This window comes from Micromonospora sp. NPDC047738, assembly GCF_040642675.1.
In the GTDB taxonomy this organism is placed as follows: domain Bacteria; phylum Actinomycetota; class Actinomycetes; order Mycobacteriales; family Micromonosporaceae; genus Micromonospora.
Genome location: NZ_JBEYSO010000004.1, coordinates 293,615 through 313,169, shown reverse-complemented (window position 1 = coordinate 313,169; position 19,555 = coordinate 293,615). Strand labels below are relative to the sequence as shown.

The 19,555-nt window shown below is 76.0% G+C and carries 17 protein-coding genes; 14 read left to right on the top strand and 3 right to left on the bottom strand.

Annotated elements, in window-relative coordinates:
* Positions 1-90 precede the first annotated feature (90 nt).
* Both ABZ783_RS09630 and ABZ783_RS09625 read left to right on the top strand, forming a co-directional pair.
* Positions 91-1,233, top strand: a complete 1,143-nt coding sequence (locus ABZ783_RS09630; protein WP_357435772.1) for a histidine kinase — start codon at positions 91-93, stop codon at positions 1,231-1,233.
* Positions 1,230-1,835, top strand: a complete 606-nt coding sequence (locus tag ABZ783_RS09625; protein WP_357435770.1) for a response regulator transcription factor — start codon at positions 1,230-1,232, stop codon at positions 1,833-1,835. Before ABZ783_RS09630 ends, ABZ783_RS09625 begins: the two co-directional genes overlap by 4 nt.
* 5 nt (positions 1,836-1,840) lie before the next feature.
* Here the strand turns inward: ABZ783_RS09625 and ABZ783_RS09620 are convergent, their stop codons facing one another.
* Complete coding sequence (locus ABZ783_RS09620; RefSeq protein WP_357435768.1) at positions 1,841-2,269, bottom strand: nucleoside deaminase; 429 nt, start codon at positions 2,267-2,269, stop codon at positions 1,841-1,843.
* A gap of 57 nt (positions 2,270-2,326) precedes the next feature.
* Here ABZ783_RS09620 and ABZ783_RS09615 point away from each other — a divergent pair, with 57 nt between their 5' ends.
* Positions 2,327-2,860 (top strand): 2'-5' RNA ligase family protein, encoded by a 534-nt coding sequence (locus ABZ783_RS09615; RefSeq protein ID WP_357435766.1) that lies wholly within the window; start codon positions 2,327-2,329, stop codon positions 2,858-2,860.
* A 45-nt stretch (positions 2,861-2,905) separates the two neighbouring features.
* On the opposite strand, the gene ABZ783_RS09610 is transcribed toward ABZ783_RS09615, so the two are convergent.
* The gene (locus ABZ783_RS09610; RefSeq protein ID WP_357435764.1) at positions 2,906-5,113 is read right to left on the bottom strand and encodes a family 43 glycosylhydrolase; all 2,208 of its coding nucleotides are present in this window, start codon (positions 5,111-5,113) and stop codon (positions 2,906-2,908) included.
* Positions 5,114-5,241: 128 nt separating this feature from the next.
* Between ABZ783_RS09610 and ABZ783_RS09605 the strand changes: the two genes are divergently transcribed.
* The 11 genes from ABZ783_RS09605 to ABZ783_RS09555 all read left to right on the top strand — a co-directional run bounded on the left by ABZ783_RS09605 (position 5,242) and on the right by ABZ783_RS09555 (position 17,711).
* Entirely contained in the window at positions 5,242-5,988 is a 747-nt protein-coding gene (locus ABZ783_RS09605) for a helix-turn-helix domain-containing protein (protein WP_357435761.1), read from the top strand.
* A gap of 116 nt (positions 5,989-6,104) precedes the next feature.
* A complete protein-coding gene (locus ABZ783_RS09600; protein WP_357435759.1) occupies positions 6,105-6,890 on the top strand; it encodes an isocitrate lyase/phosphoenolpyruvate mutase family protein in 786 nt (261 codons plus the stop codon).
* A 128-nt stretch (positions 6,891-7,018) separates the two neighbouring features.
* Complete coding sequence (locus ABZ783_RS09595) at positions 7,019-8,077, top strand: hypothetical protein (RefSeq protein ID WP_357435757.1); 1,059 nt, start codon at positions 7,019-7,021, stop codon at positions 8,075-8,077.
* A gap of 7 nt (positions 8,078-8,084) precedes the next feature.
* On the top strand, positions 8,085-9,698 hold the full coding sequence (locus ABZ783_RS09590) for an asparagine synthase-related protein (protein WP_357435755.1): 1,614 nt from the start codon (positions 8,085-8,087) through the stop codon (positions 9,696-9,698).
* Between the two features lie 97 nt (positions 9,699-9,795).
* Complete coding sequence (locus ABZ783_RS09585; protein WP_357435754.1) at positions 9,796-10,266, top strand: DUF1203 domain-containing protein; 471 nt, start codon at positions 9,796-9,798, stop codon at positions 10,264-10,266.
* Between the two features lie 40 nt (positions 10,267-10,306).
* Complete coding sequence (locus ABZ783_RS09580; protein ID WP_357435752.1) at positions 10,307-11,239, top strand: PfkB family carbohydrate kinase; 933 nt, start codon at positions 10,307-10,309, stop codon at positions 11,237-11,239.
* A 41-nt stretch (positions 11,240-11,280) separates the two neighbouring features.
* Positions 11,281-12,276, top strand: coding sequence for a linear amide C-N hydrolase (locus ABZ783_RS09575; RefSeq protein WP_357435750.1), 996 nt, complete (start codon positions 11,281-11,283; stop codon positions 12,274-12,276).
* A 116-nt stretch (positions 12,277-12,392) separates the two neighbouring features.
* A complete protein-coding gene (locus ABZ783_RS09570; RefSeq protein ID WP_357435749.1) occupies positions 12,393-13,634 on the top strand; it encodes a histidine kinase in 1,242 nt (413 codons plus the stop codon).
* The gene (locus ABZ783_RS09565) at positions 13,631-14,296 is read left to right on the top strand and encodes a response regulator transcription factor (protein ID WP_357435748.1); all 666 of its coding nucleotides are present in this window, start codon (positions 13,631-13,633) and stop codon (positions 14,294-14,296) included. Before ABZ783_RS09570 ends, ABZ783_RS09565 begins: the two co-directional genes overlap by 4 nt.
* Before the next feature lie 149 nt (positions 14,297-14,445).
* Positions 14,446-15,222 (top strand): ABC transporter ATP-binding protein, encoded by a 777-nt coding sequence (locus tag ABZ783_RS09560; RefSeq protein WP_357435746.1) that lies wholly within the window; start codon positions 14,446-14,448, stop codon positions 15,220-15,222.
* Positions 15,223-15,227: 5 nt separating this feature from the next.
* Entirely contained in the window at positions 15,228-17,711 is a 2,484-nt protein-coding gene (locus ABZ783_RS09555) for an ABC transporter permease (RefSeq protein ID WP_357435974.1), read from the top strand.
* 94 nt (positions 17,712-17,805) lie between these two features.
* Here the strand turns inward: ABZ783_RS09555 and ABZ783_RS09550 are convergent, their stop codons facing one another.
* The gene (locus ABZ783_RS09550) at positions 17,806-19,182 is read right to left on the bottom strand and encodes a protein kinase (protein ID WP_357435744.1); all 1,377 of its coding nucleotides are present in this window, start codon (positions 19,180-19,182) and stop codon (positions 17,806-17,808) included.
* Positions 19,183-19,555 lie beyond the last annotated feature (373 nt).

The window sequence follows — 19,555 nt, the reverse complement described above, 5'->3', positions numbered from 1 at the left end:
AACTCACCGGGATCCGTGCGGGACGCACGGTGCGGCGATGACACTCCGCAGGGGTGAACCGGACGGGCAACTTACCTAGGATCGGCGGGCATGACGGTCGAGGCGGCGGACCGCCGGCTGCGCCGGGCCCGGCATCTGACCCTGGCGTCGCTGGCCACCAACCTCGGTGCCACCCTGCTGCTGCCGGGTGTCGGGTTGGCCCGCGAGCCGGACCCGGTCCGCGGGGCCCTCGGCGCGGTCGGGCTCCTCGCGTTCGTCGCCGCCCAGGCGGGTGTGGTCCACGCGGCGGTCACCCCCTGGCTCGCCGGCGACCGGCGGCGCCGACGGCACGCCGCGCTGGCCGTGGCCACCCTGCTGAGCGTGCCGCTCGTCGGCCCGGTCGCCGCCGGCACCTGGCCGACCTGGGCCTGGTTGGGCGCGTCGCTGGTCGGCATGCTGCCGCTGCTGTTCCGGCCGGCGACCGCCACCGTCGCGATGGCCGCGATGCTCGTGGTCTCCGTCGTGGTGGCCGGGTGGGCCGGCGTGCCGGTACGCCACGCGCTGCTCGTCACCGGCGGCGTCGGCCTGGGGGTCGCCGCGGTCACCTGGGTGCAGGTGTGGTTCTGGGACCTGCTCGTCGAGGCGCGGCAGGGCCAGGCCGCCCGCGCCCGGCTGGCCGCCGCCGAGGAGCGGCTGCGTTTCGCCCGGGACGTGCACGACCTGCTCGGCCACGACCTGACGGTGATCGCGCTGAAGGCCGAACTGGCCGCCCGCGTCGCGCCCGTCGACGCCGGCCGCGCCGGCCGGGAGGCCGCCGAGGTGCAGCGCCTCGCCGGGTCCGCCCTGCACCGGGTACGCGCGGCCGTGCACGGCTACCGGACCGTCGACCTCGCCGAGCAGGTGGCCGCGGTGGGTGAGGTGCTGCGTACCAGCGGGGTGCGCTGCACGGTCGTGCCGCCCGACGGTGACCTGCCCGCCGCGGTCGCCGCCGACCTGGCCGCGGTGCTGCGGGAGGCCGGGACGAACGTGCTGCGGCACAGCCGGGCCGACTGGTGCCGGATCGAGATCACCCGGGAGGACGGCCTGGTGACGATGACCGTACGCAACGACGGCGCCCGCGGCGACGGACCGGACGAGCACAGCGGCGGCCTGCGCGGGCTGGCCGACCGGCTCGGCCCGGCCGGCGGCACCGTGCGCACCCGCACCGAGGACGGGGTGTTCAGCCTCGTGGCCACCCTGCCGGTGCCGTCGTGATCCGGGTGCTGCTCGCCGACGACGAGGAGCTGATCCGGCTCGCCCTCGCGGCCCTGCTGGGCCTGGAGCCGGACATCGAGGTGGTCGCGCACGCCGCCGACGGCCGGGCCGCCGTGACGGCCGCGCTGGCGCACCGCCCGGACGTGGCCGTGCTGGACCTTCAGATGCCGCCGCCCGGCGGGATCCAGGCCGCCGCCGAACTGGCCCGCGTGCTGCCCGCCTGCGCCGTGGTGATCCTGACCGGCCACGGTCGCCCCGCTCAGCTGCGCCCCGCGCTGGCCGCCGGAGCCCGGGGGTTCCTGCCCAAGGGCGCGCCCGGTGGAGCACTCGCCGACGTGATCCGCCGGGTCCACTCCGGGGCCCGGTACGTCGACCCGGCGCTCGCCGCCGACGCGCTGACCCTGCCCGACTGCCCGTTGACCGCCCGGGAGCTGGAGACCCTGCGCCTGGCCGAGTACGGCACACCGGTCGCCGTGATCGCCCGGCGTACCCACCTGGCGGCCGGAACCGTACGCAACCACCTCGCCGCCTGCGTGCAGAAGCTCGGTGCCGCCGACCGGGCCGAGGCGGTCCGGGTCGCCCGCGAGGCCGGCTGGCTCTGACCGGCTCAGCCCGTCTCGAACGGCACCCGCGCCTCGGCGAGCAGCGCCGGGCCGGCGTAGGCCACCGGGGCGGGCGGGGGCGCCGGGAGCAGTTGGGCCAACTGCTCGGCGCTGAGCGCGTACACGACCCGGCCCAGGCCCGAGCGTTCGATGGCGGTGGCGCACATGCCGCAGGGCTGGCAACTCGTGTACATCGTCGCGACGGCCGCCGCGTCGGCGGCCAGGTGCCGGGCCGCCCAGCGGGCCAGCTTCAGCTCCGGATGCGCGGTGATGTCGTCGTCGGTGCGCTCGGTGTTCACCTCCTCGGCCAGCACCCGCCCGTCGGTGTCGACCAGCAACGAGCCGAACGGGCCATCCCCGGCCTCCCGGGCGGCGGCGGCCAGTGCGATGGCCCGGCGCAGGTGGCGTTCGTCGGTCTCGGTCAGCACGCTCATCCGGCGAGCATTCCCCACGGGGCGTCCCGACACACCGTTGGCGACTAGCCTGACGGCGTGCGTACGGTCGAACTGCTCTGCTCGCCGGAGCTGGAGGAGGCGGTACGGGCGGCCTGGCGACGGCTGGCCGAGGCCGGTCTGCCCAGCCTGGCGCGCAACATCCACCCCACCAACCGCCCGCACCTGACCCTCGCCTCGGTCGACGAGTTCCCACCCGGGGCCGAGCAGCGCCTCGCCGACCTCTGCGACGCGGCGCTGCCCCTGCCCGCCCGCCTCGACCGGGTGGCGGTGCTCGACGGGAGCGCCCCGCTGGTCTGGCTGGTCCGGCCCGCGCCGCAGTTGCTCGCCCTGCACGGTGCCGTCTGGGACGTGCTCGCCGGGGCGCCCGGCCCGCGCCCGTGGCACCTGCCGGGGCGCTGGATCCCGCACCTGAGCCTGGCGCTGCGGTTCCGGGACGCCGACCGCCGCCGGGCCCGGGCGTTGGCCGGCCTCGACCGCCCCGCCGGGGAGTTCGTCGCCGCGCGCAGCTACGACAGCGACACCCGTACCGTCAGCGAGCTGGTCTCCGTGCATCCGCGCCCGGCCTGCTGAGCCGTCCGGGGCCGCCCGGCTGCGGACGGCCCCGGACTTCCGGGCTCAGCGGTGGAACCGCAGGTAGTCGAACTCGGCGGTGACCGCCGGCTGGGCGCCGCCCTGCGCGACCAGTCCGATCCGGGGCGTGGTGTCGGCCGGGAAGGTCCACACCGCGCCCCAGGTCCAGTGCTGCCCGTCCCGGCTGGAGCCGGCCCGGAACTCGTGTTCGCCGGTGGCCGGGTCGACGTGGTGGGCCAGCCGCAGCCAGGTGGTGGTGGCCGGGGTGCCGAGGATGGAGCCGCCGTACACCGGCTGGCCGGCGAAGGGCAGCTCGTAGCCGTACTCGACCTGGCGGGTGTTCCAGATGGCCACCTGGGCCAGCCGGGCGAACCGGTCGTCGTCCACGTACGCGATCATGCCGGCCTGCTGGTAGTTGCGGACGGCGTCCGTACCGAGGTCGAGGGTCACCTTCGTCTCCGCCACGTAGTCCCCGGTCGGCGCGTCGCGGAGCAGCACGCCGGCCGTGTTGCCGGTGCCGACCAGGTCGGTCGACTCCACCGGCCAGCGCAGCGCGCCGTCGGTGACGCTGGCCGTCGGGTTGCGCCGGATCCAGCGCCAGGCGGGATCGAGGCCGTCGGTGAACTCGTCCGAGTACCCGGGCAGCAGTGGGCCGACCGCCGGCGGGGCGACGGTGTGCCGCACCGGCCGGTACAGCCGGGCCAGGCTGACGTTGTCGAAACCGGCGGCCCCGGCGGCCAGCAGCGCCAGCGGGCCGGCCGCCGGCCGGGCCAGCTCCAGCGCCACCACGGCGAGCTGGTCACCCAGCCGGGCCGGGCTCAGCTGCGCGACGAGTTGCCGGCCGCGTACCTCGACGGCCAGGTTGTGCCGGTCGGTGAGGTCGAGCCCGGCGGGCAGGGGTGCCTCGGCCGCCGTCCCGCCGGCCTCCCGGGCCGTCAAGCGGCCGCCGCCGACCCGCACCTCCACCGCGCCGAGCCGCAGCCCGGCCGACTCCCCGCCGGCCAACCGCAGGTCGGCCTCGGCCCGCACGTCGCCGCCCACGGCGGTACGGCTGGTCAGCGCGCCGGTGCCGGTGACCTGCCCGTCGGCCACCCGCCAGGCGCCCGCGGCCCGCCAACCCGTGAGGTCCGCCGAGTCGAAGCGGGCGTCTAGGCGGCCGGTGGTGACCGGCGCGGGCCGGTGACCGTCGGAGGGGCCGGCGCCCGCGTTCACCGTCGGCCAGCCGGCCACCCAGTCGAGGCGGTCCAGCAGCATCGGCCGCTCGTTGATGCCGAACGGCTCGTCCAGGTACGGGTCGGCCCGGTCGATCGCGTGGTAGACGATCCAGTCCTGTCCGGACAGGTCGGTGAGGACACCGTTGTGCCCGGTGCCGATCCAGCGGTTGCCGTTCTGGGTGAGCACCGGGGTGCCCCCGGCCCGGGAGACGTCCAGCCGCTGCCCGTCCTGGTCCACGAACGGGCCGCGTGGGCTGCGCGCGCGTCCCACCTGGACGGAGTAGCCGGTGGCCGGCCCGGCGCAGCAGTTGGCCGTGGAGGCGAAGAGGTAGTACCAGCCGTCGCGGCGCAGCACGTAGCTGCCCTCGAACTTGTTGTCGATGGCGACCAGGGTCGGCGTGCCCACGGCGGTCAGCCCGTCCGGGGAGAGCTCGGTGACCGAGAGCCCGCCGTAGTAGCTGCCGTAGTACAGGTAGTTCCGGCCGTCGACGTCGGTGAACTGGCTGGGGTCGATGGTCCAGAGGTAGCCGCCCCCGCCGCCGGGGCGCGGCGCGACCACCGGTGCGTCGGCGAACGTCCACGGGCCGGCCGGGGTGGGCGCGGTGGCCGCTCCGATGGCGGTGTCGAAGGTGTCGCCGGAGACCGTGGTGTCGGTGACGGTCACGTACATGACCCAGCGGCCGGCGACCCGACGGACGTCGGGGGCCCAGAACATCGCGCCGGGGGCGGCCCAGGACGGCCGCTGGTCGGGGGCGAAGGCGTCGCCGACGTAGGTCCAGTCGACGAGGTCGGCGGAGCGGGCGATGGGCACCCGGTGTGCCCGCCGCTCGCCCTCGCGCAGCGGGTCGGAGGTGCCGAAGCCGTACCAGAGGCCGTCGTCACCACGGACCACGACCGGGTCGGCGAAGGTGTCGGCGTAGCCGGCGGAGATCGGGTTGCGGTAGCGGTCGGGTGCGGCGGCGGCCGGCGCGGGGGCCGCCGTGGTCAGCACCAGTGCGAGTACGGCGGCGAACGCGCCGCCCCGGTGGAGGTGTCCCATCAGGCCTGCCTCGAGGGTTGACGGAGGTCACTGCGGTGCACCCGTTTCTACAACGTTGGATACAACGTTGTAAAGAGCGGCCGGACGGGTCGGCCGGCGCCGAACCGTGCCCGTGCCAGCATGGGTGGATGACCACCACCAGCACCGACGGCCGCTCGTTGGCCGGGCTCGCCGCGCTGCTCGCCGACCGCACTCGGGCCAGCTTCTGCCTGGCCCTGCTCGACGGGCGTGCCTGGACGGCGGGGGAGTTGGCCCGCGCCGCCGGGGTGGCCCCCTCCACGGCGAGCGATCACCTCACCCGGTTGGTGCACGGCGGGCTCCTCGTGGAGGAGCGGCAGGGGCGGCACCGGTACGTCCGCCTCGCCGGGCCGTCGGTGGCTCAGCTCATCGAGGACCTCGCCGGGCACGTGCCCGCCCCGCCGGTCCCGGCCCGTACGCTGCGCGCCGCGTCGGCCGGCGCCGCCCTGGCGTACGCCCGGACCTGCTACGACCACCTGGCCGGCCGGCTCGGCGTGCTGGTGCACGACGCGCTGCTGGACCGTGGGGTGCTGGACCGGACGGGCGGCCTGGCGCTCACCCCGGCCGGCGTGGCCTGGCTGGCCGGGATCGGCGTGCCGGTCGAGCCGCTGCGCACCGGCCGGCGGCCCCTGGTCCGCGACTGCCTGGACTGGACCGAACGCCGCCCGCACCTGGCCGGCGCGCTCGGTGCGGCCCTGTGCGCCCGCTTCCTCGACCTCGGCTGGACGGTCCGCGGCACCGGCCGCGCGATCCGCCTCACCCCGGCCGGCGGCCCCGCCCTGGCCGCTGCCCTCGGCCTCGCCCCGGCCGCCCTCGCCCCACCCCCCTCCCGCGACACCGGCCCCGCCCGCGCCTGACCACCCACCCCGCTTCCGATGATCATGAGGTTGGCGGCGATGTAGATCTCCGCGACTGCCGCCAACCTCATGATCAACCCGGGGGGTGCCGCTGATGATGATTGAGGTGATCTTTGGTGAGTGAGCGGGGCGCCGCCTTTCGCGCGCTGCATCGGCCGGGGCGGCCGGTGCTGCTGCCCAACGCGTGGGACCACGCCTCCGCCGCCGCCCTGGCCGCCGCAGGGCATCCGGCGATCGGCACCACCAGCCTCGGGGTCGCCGCGGCGGGCGGCAAGCCGGACGGGGCCGGCGCCACCGGGGGCGACAACCTCGACCTCGCCCGGCGGCTGCGCGACCTGCCGGTGCTGCTCACCGTCGACGTCGAGGGCGGCTTCAGCGACGACCCGGCGGCGGTGGCCGACTACGTCGCCGAGCTGGCGGCGCTCGGGGTGGTCGGGGTGAACCTGGAGGACGGCCGCCCCGACGGCACGCTCGCGCCGCCGGAGTTGACCGCCGCCAAGGTCGCCGCGGTGAAGACCGCCGTGCCGGGGCTCTTCGTCAACGCCCGCACCGACGCCTGGTGGCTCGGGGTGCCCGAGCCGCTGGACGAGGCCCTGCATCGGGCGCGGGCGTACCGGGAGGCGGGCGCCGACGGGTTCTTCGTTCCCGCCGCGCCAGACGACACCGTCGGGCTGCTGGCGGCGGAGGTCGGCCGGCCGTTGAACGTGCTGCACCGGCCCGGTGGGCCGGGCCTGGCCGCGCTGGGTCGGCTCGGGGTGGCCCGGGTCAGCACCGGCTCCCTGCTGTTCCGGGCCGCGCTGGGTGCGGCGCTGCACCTCGCCGACGCCGTCCGCGCCGGCCGGGACGCCGACCTGCCCGCCGTGCCCTCGTACGGGTGGGTGCAGGGGTTGACGGGAAGTTAGGGCCGGGCCGCCCCGAATGAGGGCTATTCGGGGGAGATAGGAGGATTGTTCGGAAGCTTCCCGATCCGGGTGCTTACGGTGGATCCAGGTGCAATCACGCCGTGTCCGCCCGGAGAGGGGACCCGATCATGCGAGTGCCCAGCCGAAGCCCCGGCCAGCAGCCCGGGCAAGCCGTCGCGCGCACCGCCCCCGCGGTCGCGCCCACCGCCCCTGCTCCCACTGCCCCTGCGCCCACCGCCGCCGCGCCCACCACCTCCGCTCCCACTGCCCCTGCGCCCACCGCCGCCCGTCGAGCGCCCACCGCCGTCGGCCGGTGCCCCGTGCCCGGGCAGCCGGACCTCACCGCGTACCGGGCGGCGGTGGCGGAACTGCTGGTCGAGGTCGCCGCCCTGGCCGACGCCTCCTCGACCAACGCCCGCCAGGTGCTGCTGGATCAGCGACTGCGGGAGCCGGCCATCGCCGCGGTCCTCAACGCCACCCCACAGGGATTCGTCGGCGCCCGGGAGACCCTGCTGCTGGAGATGACCCGCTACCAGCCCAACGTCCGCAGTTCGGCGCACGACCTCACCGCGCTGGTCCGGATCTACCTGCTCTCCCGCATCGACGTCATGTGGTGGCGGGACACCCCGGCCTTCCTCACCGACAGCCAGGTCGACACGACCACCGACCTCGTCGACCTGGAGTGGCTGCGCCGGCGCGGACTGCTCGCCTTCCGCTACCAGGAACAGCCCGCCACCGTCCTCGGCCGCGGGCTGCGGGCGGTACGCCGTCGGCTGCTGCCCGACTCCACCCCGTACACCGCGGGGCTGATGTTCCGCCGGGCCCGCCGCGAGGTGATCGCCCTGCTCAACGACGTCGCCCGGGAGTTCGCCGCGGCCAGCCCGCCGGCCACCCCGCCGCTCTGGGTCACCAGCCTCGCCCGCAGCGCCGAGCACCAGTACCGGCTGCGCCGTCTCGGATACGCCGCCATGGTGCCCAGCGGGCACTGCCTCGGCTGGGCGGCCGACGTGGAGATGGCCTGGTTCGCCCGGTTCGGCGTCCGGGACGCGCTGGCCGACCTGCTGCTGGCCCGCCAGGAGGCCGGCGAGATCAACGTGGTCGACGAGGGCCAGGCCTGGCACCTCTGTCTCGCGCCCACCGCCCGGCTCCGGTTCCGCCGGGCGTACGAGGCCGAGATGGGCGGGTGAGCGGAGCGTGTGCGGGATCGCGTTGAGCATCGGCCCGGAGGCCGATCCGGCGACCTTCCGGCGGATGCTCGCCGCCCTCGCCCCACGCGGCGAGGTCACCGAGACCCGGCAGGAGGCCGGCCTGCTGGCCGGCGTACGGCGGCTGCGGATCGTGGACCGCGAGCGGGCGGTGCAGCCCTGGGTCACGCCCGACAAACGCCACCTGCTCTGCTACAACGGCGAGGTCTTCAACCACCATGAGCTGCGCGCCGAGTTGACCCGGCTCGGGTACACCTTCGACAGCGTCAGCGACACCGAGGTGGTGCTCGCCGCGTTCCGGCAGTGGGGCGAGGAGGCGGTGCACCGGCTGCGCGGCGAGTACGCCTTCGTGGTGGTGGAGCGGGCCAGTGGCCGGGCCTACCTGGCCCGTGACCCCCTCGGCGTGAAATCCCTCTACTGGTCCCGCAGCCCGGGCTGCCTGCACCTGGCGTCCGAGGTGAAGGCGCTGGTCGGGCACGGCGCCCCAATCAGCGAGGTCCCGCCCGGGCACCACGGCTGGGCCGAGCCCGACGGGGCGGTCCGGCTGCGCCCGTACGTGGACCTGCACAGCCTCGGCGCCGGGCGGCCGGTGATCGACGACCCGGACGAGGCCGCCCTGCTCGTCCGGGTCGCGCTCACCGACAGCATCCGGGTGCGGCTCGACACCGACCTCACCGTCGGGGTGGTCCTCTCCGGCGGTCTGGACAGCTCGCTCGCGCTGCTGCACACCCGGCAGCTGCACCCGGACTGCCTCGCGATCACCATCGGCGTGCCGGGCAGCCCGGACGTGGCGTACGCGCGGCGACTCGCCGCCGACCTCGGCGTGCCGCACGAGGTGATCGAGTTGCGCCCACGCGACATCCGGCTGGCCGACATCCGGGAGGCGATCCGGATCTCCGAGCTGACCGAGTACGGCGACATCATCAACGCGGTCGTCTCGGTGCCGATCTTCCGCCGGCTGCACGAGCTGGGGATCAAGGTGGTGCTCACCGGCGACGGGTCGGACGAACTCTTCGGCGGCTACCCGATGTATCACCAGGTCGGCCCGGAACGGTCCCGCCGGCTCTTCCTCCACAAGATCCGCAACCTCGGCCGGACCGAGTTGCAGCGGGTGGACCGGGCCAGCATGGGCCACGGCGTGGAAGCCCGGGTGCCTTTCCTCGACCTGAACCTGGTGGAGCTGGCGATGCGGCTGCCGCTCGAGCTCAAGCTGCGCGACGGGCAGGAGAAGTGGATCCTTCGGCAGGCCTTCGCCGACCTGCTGCCCGACTACGTCCGGCGGCGGCCGAAGCACCCGATGTCGTACTCGTCCGGGCTGCACGAGCGGGCCCGGCTCTACAAGCCGTTCTTCGCCCGCCTGCACCGCTCCTACGGCTACCACCTGCTCGACCCGGTCCGTCGCGACTTCGACGGCGTGCTCAGCCGGTGCGGCAACGACCTGGACCGGGCGATCGCCGACGGGCTGGCCCGGCCCGACTACACCGTGTTCGAGCACGTCCGGGACCTGGTGGGCGCGGCGCGGTGGAACACCGCGCCGGTGGTCCGCCGTATGGTCAACCCGCGCCGCGCCCGGGGTGGGGACGAGGCGCCGCTGCCGGGGTAGCCGCCGGCCGCCCCGGCGGGACCGGGCGGCTCACGGCGCGAAACGCGAGGTCCGATCGCCGCCAGCACCGACCGCCGGACCGCGCCAGGCTGGGCGCATGACGACGTCCACCGGGTACCTGATCCAGCCGATGCCGGGCGAGGTGCTGGCCGAGGTGCGGCGCACCGACCGGGACGCGTCCGGCCAGCCGCCGCAGCGCCGCACCGCCGAGGGCGGCGAACCGCTGCGTTGCTGCCTGCGCGACGCCGGCGCGGGCGAGCCGCTGCTGCTGTTCGGGTACGCCCCACCGCTGCCGGCCGGCCCGTACCGTGAGGTCGGGCCGGTCTTCGCGCACGACGGTGACTGCCCCGGACCCGACCACGGGCCGGGTTACCCGCCCGGCTGGCGGGGCCGGCCCCAGGTGCTGCGGGCCTACGACCGCCGGGGCCGGATCGTGGGCGGCCGGCTCCACGACGGCGACGAGCCCGAGGCCGTTATCACCGAACTGCTCGCCGACCCGGCGGTGGACCGGCTGCACAGCCGCAATGTGGTGTACGGCTGCTTCATGTTCGCCGCCACGCGCCGGTAGCCCGGGGGCGTGACCGGCGGCGGCCGGGGTATCACCGGGCATGGCCGGACTGGACGCGCTGGTGGTGGGGCAGGTGTGCCGGGACCTCGTCCTCGTGGTGGACGAGGTGCCCGGTCCGTCCCGTACGGCTCCGGTGCGCCGCCGCCGGGAACTGCTCGGCGGCAAGGGGGCCAACCAGGCCGTCGGGCTGGCCCAGCTCGGCGTCCGGCCCGGGCTGCTCGGCGTGGTCGGCGAGGACGAGGTCGGCGACCGGCTGCTGGGCCAGGCCCGCAGCGACGGCATCGACGTGGCCCCCGTGCTGCGCCGGGCGGGCACCCCCAGCGCGCTGATCGTCGACGTGGTGGACGCCGACGCCCACTGGCGCTACCTGGAGGACATCCCCGAGGCGACCCTGCTGACCGAGGCCGACGTGACCGGCGCGGCCGAGGTGCTTTCGGCGGCCCGCGCCGTGCTCGTGCAACTCCAGCAGCCGCTGCCGGCGGCGCTCGCGGCGGCCCGGTGCGCCCGCGAGGCCGACCGGCTGGTGGTGCTGGACGGCGCGCCGGCGGACCCGGCGGGCGCGACGGAGTTGCTCGCCCTGGCCGACGTGCTGCGGGCCGACGCGCGGGAGGTCGAGCTGATCGTGGGCGACCCGCCGAAGGACGCCGGGACGGGGCTGCGGGCGGGCCGGGAGCTGCTCGCCCGGGGGCCGTCGCTGGTTGCGGTCGAGGTGGCGGGGGAGGGGAACGCCTTCGTCTGGCCGGACGGGGAACGCTTCGTGCCGATCAGCGACACGCCCACGGTGGACACCACCGGCGCCGGGGACGCCTTCGTCGCGGCGCTCACCGTCAGCCTGCTCCGCGGCGAGCCGTACGAGCAGGTGGCCCGGCACGCGGTCGCCGCGGCCGGCGCGACGGTGGGCCACCCCGGCGGTCGCCCCGCCCTCACCCCCGCGGCGATCGACGAGCAGCTGGCCCGGATCCCCGCCCGCTGACCCGATGGACAACTGTCGCTGCCTTCTCTAGCGTCGTCGGCATGCGGAGGACGTTGCTCGCCACCGGTCTCGCCCTGCTGCTCGCCGGCACCGGCTGCGCCGCCAGCCAACGGACCCCGGCGGCGTCCCCGGCCGGCACCCCGACCGCCTCCCGGCAGGACGCCGGCCAGGTCGAGCGGACCCTGGCCAGCCTGCGCCGGGTGGACGACCTGCCGCTGTACGAGATGACCTACGTCGGGGACTACGACCCGACGGTCGGCATCTCCGGCACCCCCGAGGCGAGCCCGTTCGGCTGCTCGCTGTTCGCCGCGCTCGGCGACCGGACCCGGCCGCTGTTCGCCCGCAACTTCGACTGGGACTCGAACCCGGCCCTGGTGCTGCGGACCGACCCGCCGGACGGGTACGCCTCGATCTCCGTGGTGGACATCTCGTACCTCGGTGTCGGCGCCGACCCGGCGGGGGACCGGCGGCTGCTCAACGCGCCGCTGCTGCCCTTCGACGGGATGAACGAGCGCGGCCTGGCCGTGGGGCTGGCCGCCGACGACGGCGCGACCGCGCGCCCGGTGCCGGGCCGGCCGACCGTGGGCTCCGTACGCATCCTGCGGCTGGTGCTCGACGGGGCCGCCACGGTGGACGAGGCGATCGCCGTGTTCGGCCGCTACAACCTGGACTTCGACGGCGGCCCGCCGCTGCACTACCTGCTCGCCGACGCCACCGGGGCGTCCGCCGTGGTCGAGTTCGTCGACGGTGAGATGCGGGCCGAGAAGGGCCGGGGCGCGTGGCAGGCGCTGACCAACGTGCCGGCCGTCGGGGTGGCCGACCGGGACCTGCGGCGCGATCATCGGTACGGCGTGCTGGCCGAGGCGCTGGACCGGGCCGGCGGGACCGTGGACGCCCCGAGCGCGCTCCGGCTGCTCGGCTCGGTCCGGCAGGCACACACCCGCTGGTCCGTGGTATACGGCCTGAAGTCGGGCGAGGTGCGGCTGGTCACCGCCGCGGGCGGCGGCGAGCGCAGCTACCGGCTGCCGATGAGCTGACGGCCGGGCCCGACCGGCGTGGGTCCGGGCGCGGTGAACCCGGGGCGGGCGGCACGTGGTGAGCGTCGCCGCGCAGTAGCGGTGAGCATCGATGGTCGACCTACCCCGTACGCTGGGTGACCGTGGACCGCATCATCTTCGGGCGCCCGCTACGCAGCGTCGCCTTCGACGCCGCCGTCTCCGGGCTGGTGGCGCTCTTCGCCGTCGCCGGGGGCGTCGCCCAGCCGGGTGGCTGGAAGGCCACCTGCGTCGGGATCGTGATGGCGCTGGTCCTGCTGTTCCGGCGTACCCACCCGTCGGCGGTGGCCGCGGTGGTGGCCGCGCTCGCGCTCACCCAGGTGATCGTCGGCTGGGGGCCGCTGGGCTACGACGTCGGCGTGCTGATCGCCCTCTACAGCGTGGTCAAGTACGCCGACCGGCTCCGTGACGGGGTGCTCGCCGGGGTGGTCGCCGCGGCCGGCGTGGTGCTGGCCGCGCTCCAGGTGCGCGGCCCGGCCGCCTGGTGGGCCAGCGCGATCTACTTCGGGCTGGTCACCGGTGCGGTGTGGCTGATGGGGCTGAACGTGCGGACCCGGCGGCTCTACGTGCTGAGCCTGGAGGAGCGGGCCACCACCCTGGAACGGGAGCGGGAGGCCGAGGCCCGGGCAGCGGTGGCCGAGGAGCGCACCCGGATCGCCCGGGAACTGCACGACGTGGTGGCGCACAGCATGGCGGTGATGATCGTGCAGGCGGACGGGGTGCGGTTCACCATCGACCGGGATCCGGCGACGGCCCGGGAGGCGGCCAAGGTGGTGGCGGACACCGGCCGGCAGGCGCTGGAGGAGATGCGCCGGCTGGTGGGCGTGCTGCGGGAGCCGAGCCGGCCGGAGCCGGCGGCCGTGCCGGACGCGGCGGCCGCGCCCGGCGGCGAGTTGTCCGCCGAGCCGGCGCACCGCCGGCCGGCGCTGGTCGAACTGCCCCACCTGCTGGACCGCTTCCGCGCCGCCGGCCTGCGGGTGAGCTGCGCCGCCACCGGCGCGGCGGTCCCCCTGCCGCCGGGCCTGGAGCTGACCGTCTACCGGGTGGTGCAGGAGTCGCTGACCAACGCGCTCAAGCATGCCGGGGTGGGTGCGTCCGTCGAGCTGAGCCTGGACTGGTCCGCGGACACCGTGGTGGTCCGGGCGGTCGACGACGGGCGCGGCCGGCCGGTGGTCCGGCCGGCGCCGTCCGGCGGGCACGGCCTGGTCGGCATGCGCGAGCGCGTCGGGGTGTACGACGGCAGCCTCACCGCCGGTCCCGCGCTGGCCGGGGGATGGCGGGTCGAAGCGCGGCTGCCGCTACCGTCGACACCCGGTGCGGAGGAAGGGAAGGCGGCATGACCGTCCGGGTGGTGATCGTCGACGACCAGGCGCTGGTGCGCGCGGGGTTCCGGATGGTGCTGGACTCCCAGCCCGACCTGGCGGTGGTCGGCGAGGCGATCGACGGCGCGGACGCGCTGCGCGTGCTGGACCGGGTCGAGGCCGACGTGGTCGTCATGGACCTGCGGATGCCGACCATGGACGGGGTGGAGGCGACCCGGCGGATCTGCGCCCGGCCGCCCGCCGGGCGGCCGCGGGTGCTGGTGCTCACCACCTTCGACACCGAGGCCGACGCGTTCGCCGCGCTCCAGGCGGGGGCCAGCGGGTTCCTGCTCAAGAACGTCCCGCCGGAGGACCTGCTCGCCGCGATCCGGGTGGTCGCCGAGGGCGACTCGGTGGTCGCCCCGTCGATCACCCGGCGGCTGCTCGACCGGTTCGCCGGCCAGCTCGGCCCGGCCCCCACCGAGGACCCGCGGCTCGCGCAGCTCACCGAACGGGAGCGGGAGATCCTGCTGCTGGTGGCGCAGGGGCTGTCCAACGCCGAGATCGCCGGCCGGGTGCACGTCGCGGAGGCGACGGTGAAGACCCACGTCGGCCGGATCCTGGCGAAGCTCCAGCTTCGCGACCGGGTGCAGGCGGTGGTGCTGGCGTACGAGAGTGGGCTGGTCACGCCGGGCGGCTGACCCGGCGTACGACCTGGGTCGTACGGGTCCACCCGGTCCGGGGCGACCGCCGGCGTACCAGGATCGAGCGCGCAGGTGGAGATCGACAGGGCGGTGTCGCGCATAGCGTCGGAGGCGTCAGATGAACGTCTCCACACGGGGAGCAACACGTGTCCGTCGCACCCACGACCACCGGCGTCGCCGTCGCCGCCCGAGGCCTGCGCAAGGAGTACGGCTCCGCGCAGTCCCGCGTCGTCGCCCTCGACGGCGTCGACCTCGACCTCGCCGCCGGCCGCTTCACCGCCGTGATGGGCCCCTCCGGCTCCGGCAAGTCCACCCTCATGCACTGCCTCGCCGGCCTCGACCGGCCCTCCGCCGGCACGGTCCGGATCGGCGACGCCGACCTGGCCCGGCTCGACGATCGCCGGCTGACCCTGCTGCGCCGGGAGCGGATCGGCTTCGTCTTCCAGAAGTTCAACCTGCTGCCGACCCTCACCGCCGAGGAGAACATCGTGCTGCCGCTGGCCATCGCCGGCCGTCGGCCCGATTCGGCCTGGCTGCGGCAGGTGGTGGCCGCGGTCGGCCTGGCCGACCGTCTCGGGCACCGGCCGGCCGAGCTCTCCGGCGGCCAGCAGCAGCGGGTGGCGGTGGCCCGCGCGCTGATCACCCGCCCCTGGGTGCTGTTCGCCGACGAGCCCACCGGCAACCTCGACTCCCGCTCCGGTGCGGAGGTGCTGCGCCTGCTCCGCGAGGCGGTCGACACCCTCGGCCAGACCGTGGTCATGGTGACCCACGATCCGGTGGCCGCCGGCTACGCCGACCGGGTGGTCTTCCTCGCCGACGGCCGGGTGGTGGACGAACTGGTCCGGCCCACCGTCGGGCAGGTGCGCGAGGCGCTCACCCGCCTCGACCCGGCCGGCGCCCTCGCGCCGTCGGTGGGGCGGTGAGCGGGATGCTGCGCCTGACCCTGCGCCAGGTCCGTGCCGACTGGCTGCGCCTGCTGCTCTCCTCGCTGGCGATCGTCCTCGGGGTCGCCTTCGTGGCCGGCACCCTGATCTTCACCGACGGCATCCGCGCCGGGGCGTATGCCCGCGCCGGCACCTTCGACCGGCACACCGATCTCGGCGTGTACGGCCAGGACGACAAGCCGCTGCCAGCCGCCCTGGTGGACCGGGTGCGGGCCGTCGACGAGGTGGCCGCCGCCGGTGGCGAACTGCTCGGCTCGGGCGGGGTCGTCGGTGCCGACGGCCGCCCGGTGCTCGGCTACGCCGTCCTCGCCGCCGTCCCCACCGACCCGGCCGTGCAGTCGTACGACGTGGTCGCCGGCCGGTTGCCGCAGCGCCCGGGCGAACTGGTCCTCGACGCGCCGACCGTCGCCGAGCAGGGCTTCCGGCTCGGCTCGCCGGTCCGCGTGGGCGGCGCCACCGGGGCGGCCCGGCCGTACACCCTGGTCGGCACCGTCGACGTCGACGGCACCTCGCGGGACGTCGGCGGGCCGTACATCGGGCTGGCCGGCGTCGACGCTCTCGCCGTCAGCGGCCAGCGCGGGTACGACCGGATCCTCGTCGCCGCCCGGCCCGGGGTGGACCGCGCCGCGCTCGTCGAGCGGGTCCGGGCGGCGGTCGGGCCCGGCGTGGTGGTCAAGGACCGGCAGCGGATCCTCGACGAGGCCGTGGAGGACAGCGTCCGGAACCTGCGGCAGTTCAGCGCCTTCCTGCTCACCTTCGCCGCGGTGGCCGTGGTGGTCTCCGGCTTCGTCATCGCCAACACCTTCGCCATCGTGCTGGCCCAGCGCACCCGGCGGACCGCGCTGCTCCGGCTGGTCGGCGCCACCCGCGGCCAGGTGTTCCGGGCCACCCTGCTGGAGGCGGCGGTGACCGGGCTGGTCGCGTCGGCCGTCGGGGTGCTGGCCGGGGTCGGTCTGGCCGTCGGGCTGGACGCCCTGATGTCGGCCCAGAACGCGCCGGCGGGCGGTCCGCTCACCATGCGCCCCGCGACGGTGCTGCTCTGCCTCCTCCTCGGCACCCTGATGACGGTCGGTGCCGCCGCGGTGCCGAGCTGGCAGGGCACCCGGATCGCTCCGGTGGCGGCGCTGACCGACGCGGCGGTGCAGCCGGCCCGGCGGGCGGGACGGATCCGGCTCGCGGCCGGTGCGCTGGCGCTCGCCGCCGGTGTGGCCGCCCTGCTCGGCGCCGGCGCGGCAGGCCAGGTGGCGCTGGTCGCGCTCGGCGGGATGCTGGCCTTCTTCGGGATCGTGCTGTTCGGGCCGGTGCTGGTGCCGGCGCTGGTCCGCCTGCTCGGCCGGCCGGTGCGCCCGCTGCTCGGCGCGACCGCCGGGCTGGCCGTCGCCAACGCCGTCCGCAACCCGCGCCGGATCGCCGCCACCGCCACCGCGCTGGTGATCGGGATCGGGCTGGTCACCGCCTTCGTGGTCGGCGCGGCCAGCGCCAAGCGGGGCATCGAGGACGCGGTCGACGCCGAGGTCGGGGTGGACTTCGTGGTGACCGGCATCGGGGGCGACCTGCCGGCCCCGCTGGCCGGCGCGCTGGCCGCCCGCCCCGAGCTGGGCGTGGTGCACGAACAGCGCAGCCGGGTGGCCGACGGGGTGCAGCTGCGCGCGGCGCACCCGGCGCTGGTGCGCCGGACGCTGACCGGCGTCGACGCCGGGGACGCGGGCGGGCTCGGGCCCGGTGCGGTGCTGGTGCACCGGGAGCTGGCCGCGGCGCGCGGCTGGACGGTCGGGCAGACCGTCACCCTCGCCGGCCGGCAGTTCCGGATCGCCGCGGTGGTGCGCGCCGACGACGCCCCGCTGGCCGGCAGCCCGGTCCCGGCCGGGTACGTGGTCGAGGTGGTGGACTCGGACTTCACCCGGCTCTTCCCGGCGCAGCGCGGCTACCTCGCCGAGGTGGACCCGGCGCCGGGGGTCGCCCCGGCGACCGCGAAGGCGGCGCTCACCCAGGTGCTGGCCGACTACCCGACGGTCAACCTGATGGACCAGGCGGCGTACAAGAAGATGCTCACCGGCACGGTGGACATGGTGCTGGGTTTCGTCACCGCGTTGCTCGGCCTGGCGGTGGTCATCGCCCTGGTCGGGGTGGCCAACACGCTCACCCTGTCCGTGGTGGAACGCACCCGCGAGAACGCGGTGCTGCGGGCAGTGGGGCTGACCCGGCGCGGCATGCGGGCCGCGCTGGCCGTCGAGGCGGTGCTCATCGCGCTGGTCGGCGCGGTGCTCGGCGTCGCCCTCGGCACCGCGGTCGCCGCCGGCGCGATGGCCGTGGTGGCCCGGGTGGGCGGCAGCTTCATCCTGGTGTTGCCGCCGGCGCGGATCGCCCTGATCCTCGGCGTGGCGGTGCTGGCCGCGCTGGCCGCCTCCGTCCTCCCGGCCCGGCGCGCGCTGTCCCGGCCGGTGGTGGAGGCGTTGGGCGCGGAGTGACCGGCAACGGACCCGGAACGCCGAGCCGGTCCCGCAGCGGATGCGGGGCCGGCCCGGCCGGGTTGCCCCGGTGTGCTCGCCTGCTTTCGGCGGATCAGCCGCCCGCGCGGGGCTGTTGATCCACCTTGACGTTGGTCTGCGCGCTGGCGCTGTCGCCCGGTGACGGCTGGCCGTCCGACGGCGAGCCTGCCGGGCTGGGCTCCATCGACGGCGATGTCGAGGCGCTCGGCGGCGCTTCGGACGCCGACGGCTCCACGGACGCGGTCAAGGACGGGGTGGGGGTCGGGCTCGCCGAGGCCGAGGGGCTGTTGTCCGGCCGGGCCGGCCGGCGCGGCCGCGTCACCTCGTCGGGGCTGGTCTCGGTCGCCGCCGGCGACTCCGCGACGTCGCTGGGCGCGACGGCCGGCGGGGTGCTCTCGATGGTGATGCCCGGCTCGCCCGTGTTCCGCGCCGCGCCGAGCGCCGCGCCCAGGGCGGCCAGCGCGACCAGCACCGCGGCCAGCGCGCCGACCAGGGTCCCGCGCCGGGCCCGGCGGCCGGCGGGCGCCACCGTGGCCAGGGGCGCCGCGACGGTCAGGTCGTCGCGGCCGGGGGCCGGCCCGACCGCCCCGCGCAGCGTCACCGGCACCGTCGCGGTCGGTGCCCCGGCCATGGCCGCCCGGGCCGCCGCGGCCATCGCCGCACCGTCCGGGAAGCGGTCGGCCGGGTCCTTGGCGAGAGCCCGGGCGACCAGGTCGCGGACCGGCTGCGGGATGTCCGCCGGCAGCTCCGGCGGCTCGTCGTCCAGGTGCCGGACCGCCACCTGCAGCGGGTTGTCGCCGGTGAACGGCGGGCTGCCGGTGAGGCAGCAGTGGGCGACGGCGCCGAGCGCGTAGATGTCGGTGGCGCCGGAGACCGGCCGGCCGGCCGCCTGCTCGGGTGCCATGTAGAGCGCGGTGCCGGGCACGGCGTTGGCGCTGGTGATGCTGGTGACGTTGGTCGACCGGGCCACGCCGAAGTCGACCAGCACGACCGTGCCGTCCTGCTGCACCAGCAGGTTGCTCGGCTTCACGTCCCGGTGGACGATGCCCCGGGTGTGCGCCCCGTGCAGGGCCTGGGCCACCTGGGCCACGATGGACATCGTCTCGGCGACCTCGAGCTGGCCGGCCTCCTGGATCCGCCGGGAGAGCGGCTCGCCGTCGACGAACTCCATGACCAGGTAGTCGGCCCGGCCGCCGTCGGGCAGCTCGTCCTCGCCGCAGTCGAAGACCTGGACGACGCCCGGGTGACGCAGGGACGCCATGATCCGCGCCTCGGCGCGGAAGCGGGCGATGAAATCGGGGTCGGAAACCAGCGCGGGAAGCAGGACCTTCACCGCGACCCGACGGCCCAGCACCAGGTCGGTGGCACGCCAGACGTCACCCATGCCGCCGGTGGCGACACGGTCATCCAGGCGGTACCGACCGCTGAGCACGACCTCCGAAGACAACACCTCCATACCGTACCCAGTGGTGCCCGGAAGTATTTCCCGCGATCTCTCCCGTCGGGGCGCGTGGGCGGTCCGACCGTCCTGCGCCGAACGGCCGGCGGCCCCGGGTGTCGATTGGCGGACCGTGACGGCTCGGGTACGATCGGCCAGGAATCGCCGCTCCACGCTTGGTTTGTCCGCGTTGACCGGCCTGACTCGCGCACCGGCGGGCCCGCAGCGTTCCGGCGGCGCTCTTCGTTACATCGACCCGCCGTGGCCGCCCGTAGAGAATTCTCACTCTTTCCCGGTTGAGTGGCGGCTTGTCCGCCGGTGCCGCCGCTCCTAGCGTTAGCCCGGCTCTGGGCCGCCCCATGACGCGGGTACGGTATGTCCGCCG